This window comes from Pseudomonas mercuritolerans (genome assembly GCF_025706525.1).
Taxonomy (GTDB): domain Bacteria; phylum Pseudomonadota; class Gammaproteobacteria; order Pseudomonadales; family Pseudomonadaceae; genus Aquipseudomonas; species Aquipseudomonas mercuritolerans.
Genome location: NZ_JAMSHA010000008.1, coordinates 66,664 through 80,288, shown reverse-complemented (window position 1 = coordinate 80,288; position 13,625 = coordinate 66,664). Strand labels below are relative to the sequence as shown.

Below are 13,625 nucleotides of genomic sequence, written 5' to 3'. Positions count from 1 at the left end.
AACCGGATTTAACGGTTCGACGACTGCTTCGCAGCCGAACGGGGATAAATCCCCTCGCCACAGAAGCTCGCCACACCACAGGGTTCTGCGTGGTTTTTTAGTGCTGCAGGATTTTCTCGAGGAAGTGCTGCGCGCGTTCGGAGCGGGCGCTGATGTCGCCGAAAAATTCCTCTTTCGGGCAGTCTTCGATGATCTTGCCCTGGTCCATGAAGATCACCCGGTCGGCCACTTTGCGGGCGAAGCCCATTTCGTGGGTCACGCACATCATGGTCATGCCTTCGTGGGCCAGCTGCACCATCACGTCGAGCACTTCGTTGACCATTTCCGGGTCGAGCGCCGAGGTCGGTTCGTCGAACAGCATGACGATCGGGTCCATCGCCAGCGCACGGGCAATCGCCACACGCTGTTGCTGACCACCGGACAGTTGCCCCGGATGCTTGTGGGCGTGCGCCGACAACCCTACGCGCTCGAGCAGTTGCAGACCCTTTTTGGTCGCCTCTTCCTTGCTGCGGCCAAGCACCTTGATCTGCGCGATGGTCAGGTTTTCGGTGATGGTCAGGTGCGGGAACAGCTCGAAATGCTGGAACACCATGCCCACGCGCGAACGCAGTTTCGGCAGGTTGGTTTTCGGATCGGCGATCGATGTGCCGTCAACCACAACGTCGCCTTTCTGGAACGGTTCCAGGGCGTTGACGCACTTGATCAGCGTCGACTTGCCTGAACCCGACGGGCCGCAGACCACGATCACTTCGCCTTTCTTGACCTCGGTGCTGCAATCAGTCAGCACCTGGAAGTCCCCATACCACTTGTTGATGTTTTTGATAGAGATCATACGGCGAACCTTTTTTGCAGACGCTTGACCAACCGCGAGGCGGCGAAGCTGATGATGAAGTACACGAGACCGGCGAAAATCAGGAACTCATTGGAGCGGCCGATGATGTCGCCGCTGGCGCGCGAGGCGTTGAGGAAGTCCACCAGGCCCACGGTGTAGACCAGCGAGGTGTCCTGGAACAGGATGATGCTCTGCTGCAGCAGCAGCGGGGTCATCTTGCGGAACGCCTGCGGCAGGATGATCAGGCGCATCATCTGCCCGTAATTCATGCCCAGCGCTTGCGCGGCACCCATCTGGCCCTTGGAAATCGACTGCACACCGGCACGGACGATTTCGCAGAAGTACGCCGCTTCGAACATCATGAACGCCACGACGCACGAGGTGAACGCACCGATCGGCGTGTCTTCGCCGGTGATCCAGCGCAGCACGAACGGCACTGCCAGGTAGAACCAGGTGATCACCAGCAGCAGCGGAATCGAGCGGAAATAGTTGACGTAGGCGCCAGCGATGCTCGACAGCAGCTTGTTGTGCGACAAACGGCACAGCGCGAGGATCGTGCCGAGAATCATCCCGCCGATCACGCCCATGGCCATCAGCTTGAGGGTCATCACCATGCCGTTCCACAAACCGGGAATGGCCGGGACGATGCCACTGAAATCGAATTCCATTATTTACCCCCCACGGAGATCAGGCCGGGCACCGCCACTTTCTTCTCGACCAGGCGCATCAGCAGCATCAGGCTCATGTTGAGGGTGAAATAGATCAGCGTTGCCAGGGTGAACGCTTCGAACAGGTTGGCCGAGAACTCGGCGGTCTGTTTGGTCTGCGCCAGCAATTCCATCAAACCGATCAGGGACGCCACGGAGGAGTTCTTGAACACGTTCAAAAATTCCGAGGTGAGCGGCGGAATGATGATCCGGTAGGCCTGGGGCAGCAGCACGTTCCAGTAGATCTGCGGCAGTTTGAAACCCATCGCGCGGGCGGCGGATTCCTGGCCACGAGGCAGCGCCTGGATACCGGTGCGCACTTGCTCGCAGACACGGGCGGCGGTGAACAGACCGAGGCAGACGACAACACTCAGGTAGGCCGAAGTAGTCGGGTTGAGGTCCTGCTTGTACCACTCCTGCAGATCCGGCGGCAGCAGATCGGGCACCAGGAAGTACCAGATGAACAGCTGCACCAGCAGCGGCACGTTACGGAACAGCTCGACGTAGCAGGTCGCAATGCCCGATACGATGCGGTTCGGCACGGTGCGCATGATGCCCAGCAGCGAGCCGAGCAGCAGGGCGATGATCCACGCCACGACGGCGATGGCGATGGTCCAGCCCAGACCGGAGATGAACCAGTCGAGATAGGTCTCGCTGCCCACGCCGGTGGACTTGAAGAACACGCCCCAGTCCCAGTTGTAATTCATTAGGGTCTCCCCTCGATTCGATCGATGTACAAGTGCCCGCCTGGGGAACTCCGTTCCCTCCCCAGTCTTTTTTCAAAGACCGGGCACACGCGATCGGCTCGACAGCCACCGGTTCGAGTGTTTCCAGAAAAATGCCAGCAGGGAGTGACCATCCCCTGAAAAGGCAGGCGCCTCCTCAGGGGATAAGGTTAGTCAGAAAATCAGGACTTCTTGTCGTCAGCCGCTTTGTCGGTCGGATTGGCGATCAGGGTCTTGAGCTCGTCGCTCATCGGGAAGTTCAGGTTCAGGCCTTTTGGCGGAATCGGCTGCATGAACCACTTCTCGTAGATCTTGTTGATTTCGCCCGAAGCGTAGGTGGCCTTGATCGCGTCATCCACAGCCTTTTTGAACGGCTCGTCACCTTTGCGCATCATGCAGCCGTAGATTTCGTACGACTGTGGTGTGCCGGTCACTTCCCAATCGGCGGCTTTCTTGGCTTTGGCGGCTTCGCCAGCCAGCAGCGCGTCATCCATCATGAACGCAACGGCACGGCCCGATTCCAGCATCTGGAAGGACTCGCCGTGGTCTTTGGCGGAGATGACGTTCATGCCCATCTGCTTGTCGGCGTTCATCGCCTTGAGGATGCGCTCGGAGGTGGTGCCGGCGGTGGTTACGACGTTCTTGCCTTTCAGATCGTCGAAATCCTTGTACTTGGAGTCTTTCTTGGACAGCAGACGGGTACCGATTTCGAAGATGCCGACGGAGAAGTCGACCTGCTGCTGACGCTCGACGTTGTTGGTGGTCGAACCGCACTCGACGTCCACGGTGCCGTTCTGCACCAGCGGGATACGGGTCTGCGAGGTGACGAGGTTGTATTTGACTTGCAGGTTCGGCAGGTCGAGGTCTTTCTTGATCGCTTCGACGATCTTCAGCTGGATATCGTGCGAGTAGCCAACCGGCTTGCCGGACGCATCAGCGATGTAGGAGAACGGAATGGAGGCGTCACGGTGGCCCAGGGTGATGACACCGGACTCTTTGATTTTCTTCAGGGTGCCGGTGAGCTCGGCGGCGAAAACTGGCGTGCTGATCAGAGCGGCAGCAATGGCTGCGCCCAGGATATGGGGAACGATGCGCATCAAATTTTCCTCGACATTGTTTTTTTTATGGAGCCAGTTTGTCGGCCCTTTTTGTGCTTCGAATGCCTGACGGCTCCTGAAGTGTCGGCACAGCAGGCATTCGTCGAGAGAGTGTAGAGCATGACTCGTGCCAGACCAGTCACAGTCGGTTAACCAATTGTTTTATAACGTTATTAAAGTTTTGTGGCGGTAATTTTTTGAGGGTGAGATCCGGTTAACCGAATCGACTGTGGAGTCGCGTTCGGAAAACCGAACGATCAAAAGCCCCTCACCCTAACCCTCTCCCGGAGGGAGAGGGGACTGACTGCGGTGGATGGTCGAGTTACGGCGACGTGAGATACCGAGTCGACCTCGGACTTTGGAGCCCACGGAGATCGGCTCCCTTTCCCCCTCTACCCCTTGGGGGAGAGGGCTGGGGTGAGGGGGAAAAGATCTAACTGCCCCAATCAGGTTCAACAAAGTCCACATAACAAAAAGCCCCAGAATCTCTCGATGCAGGGGCTTTCGTTTGAACGGTGAGATCAAGCCGCCTCGATCTTCCGATTCTGCTCAACCTTGCCCAGATACGTCGCGAGCTTCTGCTGTTCCTCCGCTGTGGTGAACAAGCCAAGCTTGGTGCGGCGCCACAGGATATCGTGCGCCGTGGTCGCCCACTCTTCGCTGCACAGGTAATCGACTTCGCGGGTGTAGAGCCCGCCGCCGATGTGCTCGCCCATGTCGGCCAGCGTTTCCACGCCTTCGAGCATGCGCCAGGTGCGGCTGCCGTAGGTGACGGCCCAGCGTCGGGCGATTTCAGTCGGCACGAAGTCGAATTTGTCGCGAATTCGCGCGCTCAGCGCCTCTGGAGTGGTCATGTCTTCGCCGCCGGGCAGGGTGGCGGTTGCGGTCCAGCTCGGGCGCATCTGGGTGAAAAACGGCATCAACTGCGCCATCGCCGACTCGGCGAGTTTGCGGTAAGTGGTCAGCTTGCCACCGAACACCGACAGCAGCGGCGCTTCTTCGGCGTTGCCCGACAGCGCCAGGGTGTAATCGCGGGTCACTGCCGACGGATTGTCGGATTCGTCGTTGCACAGCGGCCGAACGCCCGAGTAGCTGTGCACAATGTCTTCGCGGCTCAGCTGCTTCTTGAAGTGAGCGTTGACCACTTTCAGCACGTAGTCGGTTTCGCCTTCGGTGATCGCCACTTTCGCCGGGTCGCCGGTGTACTCACGGTCGGTAGTGCCGATCAGGGTGAAGTGGTTCAGGTACGGAATAGTGAAAACGATGCGCTGGTCTTCGTTTTGCAGAATGTGCGCGTGCTCGCCTTCATACAGTTTCGGCACGATGATGTGGCTGCCCTGAATCAGACGGATGCCATACGGCGATTCCATTTTCAGGTCGTCACGAATGAACTTCGCCACCCACGGACCGGCGGCGTTGACCAGGGCTTTGGCGGTGATCGAAAACACGCTGCCGTCGGCGCGCTCCAGATGCAGATGCCACAAACCTTTGGTGCGGCGGGCACTGACACAGCGGGTCTGGGTGTGCACATGCGCACCTTTTTCCCGGGCGGCCATGGCGTTCAAGACCACAAGGCGCGCGTCATCTACCCAGCAGTCAGAGTATTCGAAGCCTTTCTTGATTTCGCTTTTCAGCGCGCTGTCGGCGCCGAACTTCAGGCTTTTCGAACCCGGCAGTTTTTCGCGCTTGCCAAGGTTGTCGTAAAGGAACAGGCCGGCACGAATCATCCACGCTGGACGCAGGTGCGGGCGGTGCGGCAGGACGAAACGCATCGGTTTGACGATGTGCGGCGCTTTCGCCAGCAGCACTTCGCGCTCAGCCAGCGCTTCGCGCACCAGACGGAATTCGTAATGCTCGAGGTAGCGCAGGCCACCGTGGATCAGCTTGCTGCTGGCCGACGAGGTGTGGCTGGCCAAGTCATCTTTTTCGCAAAGGAACACCGAAAGACCGCGACCGGCGGCATCCGCTGCGATCCCCACGCCATTGATCCCGCCGCCAATTACGGCAACGTCATAGATCTCGGAGAGAGGGGGCGTACGCAAGGTAGAGGTGGACATCGGCTGGCCTCGGTTCTTTTGGTTTTATGTCTTGGAAATCGAACATTAATGTTCATTTGCGAAAATGGTAGCCCATAAACACGCGCGCAGCCAGTCGCGTTCGATTGAAAAAACTCATCGAAGGGCTGAGAAAGGAAAATATCCGAACATTAAAAGCAAAAGATCGCAGCCTTCGGCAGCTCCTACAGGAGGAATGCATTCCAGATGTAGGAGCTGCCGAAGGCTGCGATCTTTTGATCTTGCGGGTTAAACGACTTCCAGACGAATTTTGTGCTGACTCAACAATTGCGCCAGCGCCGGTACCGGCTGCTGATCGGTGACCAGGCAATCGATCAGGCTGATCGGCCCCAGTCGAATCATCGCGTTACGCCCGAACTTGCTTGAGTCCGCCGCCAGAATCACCTGCCGCGCATTGGCAATGATCGCCTGGCTGACCCGCACTTCCTGATAATCGAAGTCGAGCAGGCTGCCGTCCTCATCGATGCCGCTGATCCCGACCAAGGCGAAATCGACCTTGAACTGATTGATGAAATCCACACTCGCCTGACCGACCACACCGCCGTCACGCCGCACGTTACCGCCAGTCAGCAGCACATCGAAATCATCCTTGGCGCTGAGCATCGAGGCGACGTGCAGGTTGTTGGTGATGATCTTCAGGTGATTGTGATTGAGCAGGGCGCGGGCGATCGATTCGGTGGTGGTACCGATATTGATGAACAGCGAGGCGTGATCGGGGATCTGTGCGGCGATGGCTTCGCCGATGCGTTGCTTTTCGTCGCGCATCTGATCGGCACGCATGGCATACGCGGTGTTTTCGACACTGGAATCGTAAGCGGCGCCACCGTGGTAGCGACGCAGCAGATTGGCTTCCGCGAGCTGATTGATGTCGCGGCGGATGGTTTGCGGGGTGACAACGAACAGCGTGGCCATCTCCTCGATACTCACATAGCCGCGTTCGCGGACCAGCTCGAGGATTTGCTGCTGACGGGGAGGCAGATTCATGGGGCTTCCTTTGGGCTGCCAAGCAAAATTTGCCCATGATGCCGCAGGAATCTGCTCCCTACCAGTTAGATACCCTTCTGGAACTGCACGTTGGCTTATTCGGCGTCCTCACGCGCCCAGTCACGGGTGCGGCTGACGGCTTTTTTCCAGCCTTTGTAGAGTTTCTCTTTCTCGGTTTCGTCCAGGCTCGGTTCGAACTCGCGCTCGATCACTGCTTTGCCGCGCAGTTCTTCCAGGCTGCCCCAGAAGCCGCAGGCCAGGCCGGCCAGATAGGCAGCGCCGAGTGCGGTGGTTTCGCGCATTTGCGGACGCTCGACCTGGGTGCCGAGGATGTCGGCCTGGAATTGCATGAGGAAGTTGTTCGCCACCGCACCGCCGTCCACACGCAGGGCCTTGAGGCGTTCGCCGGAGTCCTGTTGCATGGCGTCGAGTACGTCGCGGGTCTGGTAGGCGATCGATTCCAGCGCGGCGCGGATGATGTGATCGACGCGTACGCCGCGCGTCAGGCCGAACAGCGCGCCACGGGCATACGGGTCCCAGTACGGTGCGCCGAGACCGGTAAACGCCGGCACCAGATACACACCGTTGCTGTCCTTGACCTTGTTGGCAAAGTATTCGGTGTCGTGGGCGTCGTTGACGATTTTCAGTTCATCGCGCAGCCATTGCACGGTCGAACCGCCGTTGAACACGGCGCCTTCCAGAGCATAAGCCACTTCGCCGCGTGGGCCGCAGGCGATGGTGGTGAGCATGCCGTGCTGGGATTTCACCGCTTTGTCGCCGGTGTTCATCAGCAGGAAGCAACCGGTGCCGTAGGTGTTTTTCGCTTGGCCCGGCTCTACGCACATCTGGCCGAACAGCGCCGCTTGCTGGTCGCCGGCGATACCGCCGATGGCGATGCCGCTCTTGGTGCGACCGTAGATTTCCGAGGAGGCTTTGACTTCCGGGAGCATCTCGCGGGGGATGTCGAGGATCTCCAGCATCTTCGAGTCCCACTCCAGCGAATGGATATTGAAGAGCATGGTGCGCGAAGCGTTGGTGTAGTCGGTGACGTGCACCTTGCCGCCGGTGAATTTCCAGATCAGCCAGCTATCGACGGTGCCGAACAGCAGCTCGCCGTTGCGCGCACGCTCGCGGCTGCCTTCGACGTTGTCGAGGATCCACTTCAGTTTGGTGCCGGAGAAGTACGGGTCGGTGACCAGGCCGGTGGTGTCACGGATGTAGTCTTCGTGACCATCGCGCTTGAGCTGCTGGCAGATCTCGGTGCTGCGGCGGCACTGCCAGACGATCGCGTTATACACCGGGCGGCCAGTGGTCTTGTCCCAGACCACGGTGGTTTCCCGCTGGTTGGTGATACCGATCGCGGCGACCTGGTCATGATGCAGGCCGGCCTGGGCCAGCGCTTCAACCATCACCGCGCTCTGGGTGGCGAAAATTTCCATCGGGTCATGCTCGACCCAACCGGCTTGCGGGTAATGCTGAACGAATTCGCGCTGCGCGGTGCAGACCACGTTCGCGTCGCGGTCGAAGATGATCGCGCGGGAGCTGGTCGTACCCTGATCAAGGGCAATGATGTAGTTCTTGTTCTGAATGTCGGTCATGTCGATTGCCTTGGACGAAATAAGGGAGAGTGGGCCGTGGCGCAGGCTCGGTTTGGCAGGAGCCGGCGCCGACTGTTTCAAGAAGTTCTTGGTTTGCCGTCAATGGCCGGTTCTGCATCCTTTGTAGCAGGTGTGGCGCCGGTCAGGTGACGGGCAATCAGCCCGCGATACCCGGCAGCGCCGAGGCAGGCACCGACAATCGGTGCAAAAATCGGAATCAGGAAATACGGAATATCACGACCACCGGTGAAGGAAATTTCACCCCAACCGGTAAAGAAAGTCATCAGTTTCGGACCGAAGTCACGCGCAGGGTTCATCGCGAAACCGGTCAGCGGACCCATCGCACTGCCGATCACGGCAATCAGCAGACCGATCAGCAGCGGCGCCATCGGGCCGCGTGGCAGGCCGTTGTTGTCATCGGTCAGGGCCATGATCACGCCCATGAGGATCGCGGTGATGATCATCTCGACCAGAAACGCCTGGGCCGTCGACAGCACCGGGTTCGGGTAGGTCGAGAACACCGAGGCTAATTCCAGGCTGGCAGCCGAGCCACGAACCATCTGGTGGGTTTGTTCGTAATCGAAGAACAGATTGCTGTACAGCGTGTACACCAGCAACGCGCCGCAGAAGGCGCCAGCGATTTGCGAAAGGATATAGAACGGCAGTTTGCGCTTTTCGAAATCAGCGAAGATTGCCAGAGCGATGCTCACGGCCGGGTTCAGGTGCGCGCCGGAAACCCCGGCGGTGAGGTAGATCGCCATGCTCACGCCGACGCCCCAGATGATGCTTATTTCCCACAGGCCGAAGCTGGCGCCCGCGACTTTGAGCGCGGCGACACAGCCGGTGCCGAAGAAGATCAGAAGGGCAGTGCCCAGGAATTCGGCCATGCATTGGCCGGAAAGCGATGGTTGCGGTAAAGCAGCTGTCATTGAAAACCTCGGTTCTTTTTCTTGTGTAGCGCCTTGCCAACGGAGCAGGGCGCGATCTTCACCGGGTCGGAATCCCCATTCGGTTCCCGGGTTACTGCTGGGTACTGCGCGGAGCATGATTCTTACATTATTCAGATTCGAAAAAATATAGACAAGAAACAAAGCTGTCAAAGGTCGAAAGTGAACCGTCGGTCACAATAAAACTATTCGTCGTGTGAATGATCAGCGCGGCGATCAGCTTGAGTGCAGCGCGAAGCCACGGGATTCGCGGCTTGGAATAGAGCCTTTTGCCGAACGATGACCTAGAATCCGCCGCAGGTTTTTCAAAGATTGCCGAACCCGGAGCTGCCATGACCCCAGCGTTGGACTTGTTGAAAAAAGTTCGTGCCGAACATCGCGTGCACAGTTACGAACATGATCCGAAGGCCGCGTCCTACGGGCTGGAGGCGGCGGAGAAGCTCGGGCTCGCACCGGCGCAAGTGTTCAAAACCTTGCTGGCCGCCAGTGAAAAAGGCGAACTGCTGGTGGCTGTGGTGCCGGTCGTCGGAACGCTCGATCTCAAGGGGCTGGCCCATGCCGCTGGAGTGAAGAAAGCCGAAATGGCTGATCCCGCCGCCGCGCAACGCTCCACCGGCTACCTGTTGGGCGGCATCAGCCCGCTCGGGCAGAAGAAACGCCTGCGCACCTTCATCGACAATTCCGCTCAGGGGTTTGCGTCTATTTATGTGAGTGCCGGGCGGCGAGGACTGGAAGTGGAACTGGCGCCTGCGGTGCTGGCCCAGCACACCCAGGCGCAGTTCGCCGATATCGGCCGGGCGTAATAGTCGCGCCGGCTGTATGAAGAAAAAATTGCGTTTCTGTCACTGGCACTGATCCGGGCCGCCGTTGCATGCTCGGTCGACCAATTCAGGGAGAAAATCATGCAGCTTGCGTTTCATCAGGTCGACGCCTTCAGCGATCGGCCGTTCAGTGGCAACCCGGCGATGGTCTATCGGCTCGACAGTTGGCTGGCCGATGACTTGATGCAGAAGATCGCCGCCGAGCACAATCTCGCGGAAACCGCGTTTCTGGTGCGCGAAGGCCAGGCCTGGCATATCCGCTGGTTCACCCCGACAACTGAAGTGCCACTGTGCGGGCATGCGACTTTGGCCAGCGCATTTGTATTGTTCGAAATCTATAAGGAAGGGGCCGAGCGCATCGACTTCACTTGCAAGTCCGGCCCGCTGAGTGTCAGCCGCGAAGGCGACCGGCTATGGCTGGACTTCCCGACCATCGTGCCATCGGAAATCGGCGTGACGCTGGACGTCGAGCGGGCGCTCGGTGTCGAGGCGGTTGATGTGCTCGGCTCCAACGAGCTGTTCGTGGTGCTGGACTCGGAACAGGCCGTGCTCGACTGCCAACCGGACATGGCAGCGCTGGCGAAACTGCCATGGCTGGGCGCGATCGTTACTGCGCGTGGCAACCAGCATGACTTCGTCTCGCGCTATTTCGCCCCGGCAATCGGTATCAATGAAGACCCGGTGACCGGCTCGACCCATTGCAGCCTGATTCCGTACTGGGCCAAACGTCTGGGCAAATCGAACCTGACCGCGTGCCAGCGCTCGGCGCGGGGCGGGGAGTTGTTCTGTCGGTTGGAAGGTGAGCGGGTGAAGATTGGCGGCAATGCGACGCTGGTGGCCAGCGGCACCCTGTTTTTAGGCTGAGGCAATACCAACTGTGGGAGCGAGCCTGCTCGCGAAAGCGCTCTTTCAGTCAACATCTTCGGCGACTGAAACACCGCATTCGCGAGCAGGCTCGCTCCCACAATTTTTATCCAGTGCGGATCAAAGGCTGGTGCTGAATCGACGGACGCCGTTTTCCACCGCCGGAATCTGTGCCGCAGTGCTCCCCGAAGCCTGGAACAGCACCAAATGATCCGCCGCTACGCGAATCCCGACCTGCGCGCCAACCAGATGATCGGCATGGCTGGGGAAGATCGATTCCAGTTGCGCACCGGTCGGCAGTTGCAGGCGATACAAGGTCGCCGCGCCAAGGAACGTCTTGCCGACAATCTGCGCCTTCAGTGAGCTATCCGGCGCATAAACAATGTCATCCGGACGCAACAGCACGTCCACCGCGCCGCCAATCGGCCAGGTGTAAGCACGGTTGCCGCGCAGTTCACCCAGTTCGGTCTGCACCGATTCCGGGGTGACGAGCTGACCGCGAATGAAGTAACCCTGACCGATGAAACTGGCGACATAAGGCGTCGCCGGTTCGTGGTAGAGGTTGTAGGGCGTGTCCCACTGTTCCAGCCGACCTTCCTTGAAGACGCCGACGTGATCGCTGACGGCAAAAGCTTCTTCCTGATCGTGGGTGACCAGAATCGCACTGGTGCCACGGGCCTTGAGGATGTCGCGTACCTCATGGCTGAGCTTGCGGCGCAACTCGCCATCGAGGTTGGAAAACGGCTCGTCGAGCAGCAACAACTGCGGCTCCGGCGCCAGGGCGCGGGCGAGGGCGACACGCTGTTGCTGACCGCCGGACAACTCGTGGGGGAAGCGTTTGCCGAGGTTTTTCAGGTTGACCAGTTCCAGCAGCTCTTCGACCACGCGCGCCTTGTTAGGGTGCTTGCGAATGCCGAAAGCGATGTTGTCGGCCACACTCAGGTGCGGGAACAGCGCGTAGTCCTGAAACACCATGCCGATCCGGCGTTTCTCCGGCGCCAGGGTGAAACCGGCACTGGAGAGGGTTTCGCCACCGAGGGTGATTTCGCCTTCGTGCACCGGTTCGAAACCGGCGATCGCGCGCAGGGTGGTGGTCTTGCCGCAGCCGGACGAGCCGAGCAGGCAGCCGATGTCGCCGGCGTTGAGGTGCAGATTGAGGTTCTGCACCACGCGTTGATCTTGATAGCCGCAAGCGAGGTTGCGCAGGTTCAGCAGTAATTCATGGCTCATGCGTGGTGATATGCCGGTTCGACGAGGAACTCGAGCAGGGCCTTCTGTGCGTGGAGACGGTTTTCTGCCTGATCCCAGGCGACGGAGCGCGGGTCATCGAGCAGGTCGAGACTGATTTCTTCGCCACGGTGCGCCGGCAGGCAGTGCATGAACAGCACGTCCTCGGCAGCGAGGTCGAGCAGGGCACGGTTGACCTGGAACGGCGCGAACAGCTTGAGGCGCTTGGCAGTTTCCTCTTCCTGGCCCATCGAAGTCCAGACATCGGTGCTGACCAGGTGCGCGCCACGCACGGCGTCTTGCGGATCGCGGACGATGGTCACGCGATCACCAGCCTGGGCGACGAATTCCGGGTTCGGCTCGTAGCCTTCCGGGCAGGCAACGCGCAATTGGAAGTCGAACTGGATCGCCGCTTCTATATAGCTGTTGCACATGTTGTTGCCGTCACCGATCCAGGCCACGGTCTTGCCCTGGATCGAGCCACGGTGCTCAAGAAAGGTCTGCATGTCGGCGAGCAACTGGCACGGGTGCAGATCATCGGACAGGCCGTTGATCACCGGCACGCGCGAGTTGGCGGCGAATTCGGTGAGGGTGCTGTGGGCGAAGGTGCGGATCATCACCGCATCGAGCATGCTCGACATGACGATGGCGCAGTCGCTGATCGGCTCGCCACGGCCCAGTTGGGTGTCGCGCGGGGACAGGAAAATCGCCTGGCCGCCGAGCTGGATCATGCCGGCCTCGAAGGAGATTCGGGTACGGGTCGAGGATTTTTCGAAGATCATCCCCAGCACGCGGTTTTTCAGAGGCTCGAACAGTACGCCGCGGTTACGCAGGTCCTTGAGCTCAACGCCTCGACGGATCACGCTGACCAGCTCTTCGGGCGTGCAATCCATCAGGGAGAGAAAGTGCCTTGCGCTCATCATTGACTACCTTTTTGCTACAGACCGCAGATGCTCAAAGCCTTGTTTAACGGAACAACGGGCGAGACCTGCGGCGTAAGCCGCACGGGGCGACGAAATAGGGGAAGGCGCGATATTGACACTAAATGTCGCGTTTTTCCAATAGGGTACTATTTCAGCGGGATTCGGAGCGCGGACCGAGCATTTCGATCACGCATGTTGAAGCCGGATTCAGTACAGCGGTAAGCCTCTTTGTACACTGGCGCCGCCGGGCTTGGCAATCCGCCGCGGGGCATCGGCGCGGCTTTGGTCGCTTTACGACCATCGCGCCACGGATTCGCTTGGTCGGATGTTCAGACTGAAACATTTGCTAAAGCAAAGTGCTGGGTTATAAATAAGTTTCGAGCGACGCAGGAAGCCTCCGCATGGAATCGAAAGAACAACTGTTAATGGAACTGCTGGGCCACACGGCTCGCTCCCTGACCCATCTCACCGCGTCCGTCACCTCGATGTCTTTCGAGTTGCTGCGCAGTGACGATGAAGTGGTCAAATCCGCCGGTCGACACATGATCGATCGCATGGCCACCATCAGCGCCGGGCTTGATGAGCACTGGCGGTTGATCGGCGAGCTCACCGGCGTCCACGTCGCCCATGAGCAGATCGAAACCATCCAGGAAATCCAGTTGGCGGCACCGCCGCAGTTGCCGCCGAACTGATCGCGGCGATTTATCGGCTGTCCTGATAACCGTCGATTCACAAGACGAACGTCGCTGGCGCCGCCTCTGCGCACGGGCCATAGTTTTGTTCCCGCGGGCGTGATTGCCTGCTCCCGAACAAGACAGAGACTGG

General features: G+C 59.4%; 13 protein-coding genes. 3 read left to right on the top strand and 10 right to left on the bottom strand.

Annotated elements, in window-relative coordinates:
• Positions 1-97: 97 nt before the first annotated feature.
• The 8 genes from ND528_RS21670 to ND528_RS21635 all read right to left on the bottom strand — a co-directional run bounded on the left by ND528_RS21670 (position 98) and on the right by ND528_RS21635 (position 8,947).
• Positions 98-832 (bottom strand): amino acid ABC transporter ATP-binding protein, encoded by a 735-nt coding sequence (locus ND528_RS21670; protein ID WP_016773390.1) that lies wholly within the window; start codon positions 830-832, stop codon positions 98-100.
• A complete protein-coding gene (locus ND528_RS21665; protein WP_016773391.1) occupies positions 829-1,500 on the bottom strand; it encodes an amino acid ABC transporter permease in 672 nt (223 codons plus the stop codon). The genes ND528_RS21670 and ND528_RS21665 overlap by 4 nt, the downstream gene beginning before the upstream one ends.
• Positions 1,500-2,246: an amino acid ABC transporter permease gene (locus ND528_RS21660; protein WP_056790046.1), complete on the bottom strand. Its 747-nt coding sequence runs from the start codon at positions 2,244-2,246 to the stop codon at positions 1,500-1,502. Before ND528_RS21660 ends, ND528_RS21665 begins: the two co-directional genes overlap by 1 nt.
• Before the next feature lie 200 nt (positions 2,247-2,446).
• A complete protein-coding gene (locus ND528_RS21655; protein WP_095181779.1) occupies positions 2,447-3,361 on the bottom strand; it encodes a glutamate/aspartate ABC transporter substrate-binding protein in 915 nt (304 codons plus the stop codon).
• Positions 3,362-3,882: 521 nt separating this feature from the next.
• A complete protein-coding gene (gene glpD / locus ND528_RS21650; RefSeq protein ID WP_263471208.1) occupies positions 3,883-5,418 on the bottom strand; it encodes a glycerol-3-phosphate dehydrogenase in 1,536 nt (511 codons plus the stop codon).
• Positions 5,419-5,664: 246 nt separating this feature from the next.
• Complete coding sequence (locus tag ND528_RS21645) at positions 5,665-6,420, bottom strand: DeoR/GlpR family transcriptional regulator (RefSeq protein ID WP_007916700.1); 756 nt, start codon at positions 6,418-6,420, stop codon at positions 5,665-5,667.
• A gap of 95 nt (positions 6,421-6,515) precedes the next feature.
• Positions 6,516-8,018, bottom strand: a complete 1,503-nt coding sequence (glpK, locus tag ND528_RS21640) for a glycerol kinase GlpK (RefSeq protein WP_024014162.1) — start codon at positions 8,016-8,018, stop codon at positions 6,516-6,518.
• Positions 8,019-8,095: 77 nt separating this feature from the next.
• The gene (locus ND528_RS21635; protein WP_016773396.1) at positions 8,096-8,947 is read right to left on the bottom strand and encodes an MIP/aquaporin family protein; all 852 of its coding nucleotides are present in this window, start codon (positions 8,945-8,947) and stop codon (positions 8,096-8,098) included.
• Positions 8,948-9,297: 350 nt separating this feature from the next.
• Here ND528_RS21635 and ybaK point away from each other — a divergent pair, with 350 nt between their 5' ends.
• Together ybaK and ND528_RS21625 are read left to right on the top strand one after the other, a co-directional pair.
• On the top strand, positions 9,298-9,768 hold the full coding sequence (ybaK, locus tag ND528_RS21630; RefSeq protein ID WP_130912627.1) for a Cys-tRNA(Pro) deacylase: 471 nt from the start codon (positions 9,298-9,300) through the stop codon (positions 9,766-9,768).
• A gap of 99 nt (positions 9,769-9,867) precedes the next feature.
• Positions 9,868-10,650, top strand: coding sequence for a PhzF family phenazine biosynthesis protein (locus ND528_RS21625; RefSeq protein ID WP_137214064.1), 783 nt, complete (start codon positions 9,868-9,870; stop codon positions 10,648-10,650).
• Between the two features lie 120 nt (positions 10,651-10,770).
• Here the strand turns inward: ND528_RS21625 and ND528_RS21615 are convergent, their stop codons facing one another.
• Together ND528_RS21615 and argF are read right to left on the bottom strand one after the other, a co-directional pair.
• Positions 10,771-11,880 (bottom strand): ABC transporter ATP-binding protein, encoded by a 1,110-nt coding sequence (locus ND528_RS21615; protein ID WP_130912626.1) that lies wholly within the window; start codon positions 11,878-11,880, stop codon positions 10,771-10,773.
• Complete coding sequence (argF, locus tag ND528_RS21610) at positions 11,877-12,797, bottom strand: ornithine carbamoyltransferase (RefSeq protein WP_024014160.1); 921 nt, start codon at positions 12,795-12,797, stop codon at positions 11,877-11,879. Before argF ends, ND528_RS21615 begins: the two co-directional genes overlap by 4 nt.
• 404 nt (positions 12,798-13,201) lie before the next feature.
• Between argF and ND528_RS21605 the strand changes: the two genes are divergently transcribed.
• Entirely contained in the window at positions 13,202-13,492 is a 291-nt protein-coding gene (locus ND528_RS21605; protein ID WP_016773401.1) for a hypothetical protein, read from the top strand.
• Positions 13,493-13,625 lie beyond the last annotated feature (133 nt).

What these genes read in the sequence shown, in the direction of transcription:
- glpK (WP_024014162.1), bottom strand. Translation starts at nt 8,018, where the DNA reads ATGACCGACATTCAGAACAAGAACTACATCATTGCCCTTGATCAGGGT.
- ND528_RS21665 (WP_016773391.1), bottom strand. Translation starts at nt 1,500, where the DNA reads ATGGAATTCGATTTCAGTGGCATCGTCCCGGCCATTCCCGGTTTGTGG.
- glpD (WP_263471208.1), bottom strand. Translation starts at nt 5,418, where the DNA reads ATGTCCACCTCTACCTTGCGTACGCCCCCTCTCTCCGAGATCTATGAC.
- argF (WP_024014160.1), bottom strand. Translation starts at nt 12,797, where the DNA reads ATGAGCGCAAGGCACTTTCTCTCCCTGATGGATTGCACGCCCGAAGAG.
- ND528_RS21615 (WP_130912626.1), bottom strand. Translation starts at nt 11,880, where the DNA reads ATGAGCCATGAATTACTGCTGAACCTGCGCAACCTCGCTTGCGGCTAT.
- ND528_RS21660 (WP_056790046.1), bottom strand. Translation starts at nt 2,246, where the DNA reads ATGAATTACAACTGGGACTGGGGCGTGTTCTTCAAGTCCACCGGCGTG.
- ND528_RS21605 (WP_016773401.1), top strand. Translation starts at nt 13,202, where the DNA reads ATGGAATCGAAAGAACAACTGTTAATGGAACTGCTGGGCCACACGGCT.
- ybaK (WP_130912627.1), top strand. Translation starts at nt 9,298, where the DNA reads ATGACCCCAGCGTTGGACTTGTTGAAAAAAGTTCGTGCCGAACATCGC.
- ND528_RS21625 (WP_137214064.1), top strand. Translation starts at nt 9,868, where the DNA reads ATGCAGCTTGCGTTTCATCAGGTCGACGCCTTCAGCGATCGGCCGTTC.
- ND528_RS21635 (WP_016773396.1), bottom strand. Translation starts at nt 8,947, where the DNA reads ATGACAGCTGCTTTACCGCAACCATCGCTTTCCGGCCAATGCATGGCC.
- ND528_RS21655 (WP_095181779.1), bottom strand. Translation starts at nt 3,361, where the DNA reads ATGCGCATCGTTCCCCATATCCTGGGCGCAGCCATTGCTGCCGCTCTG.
- ND528_RS21645 (WP_007916700.1), bottom strand. Translation starts at nt 6,420, where the DNA reads ATGAATCTGCCTCCCCGTCAGCAGCAAATCCTCGAGCTGGTCCGCGAA.
- ND528_RS21670 (WP_016773390.1), bottom strand. Translation starts at nt 832, where the DNA reads ATGATCTCTATCAAAAACATCAACAAGTGGTATGGGGACTTCCAGGTG.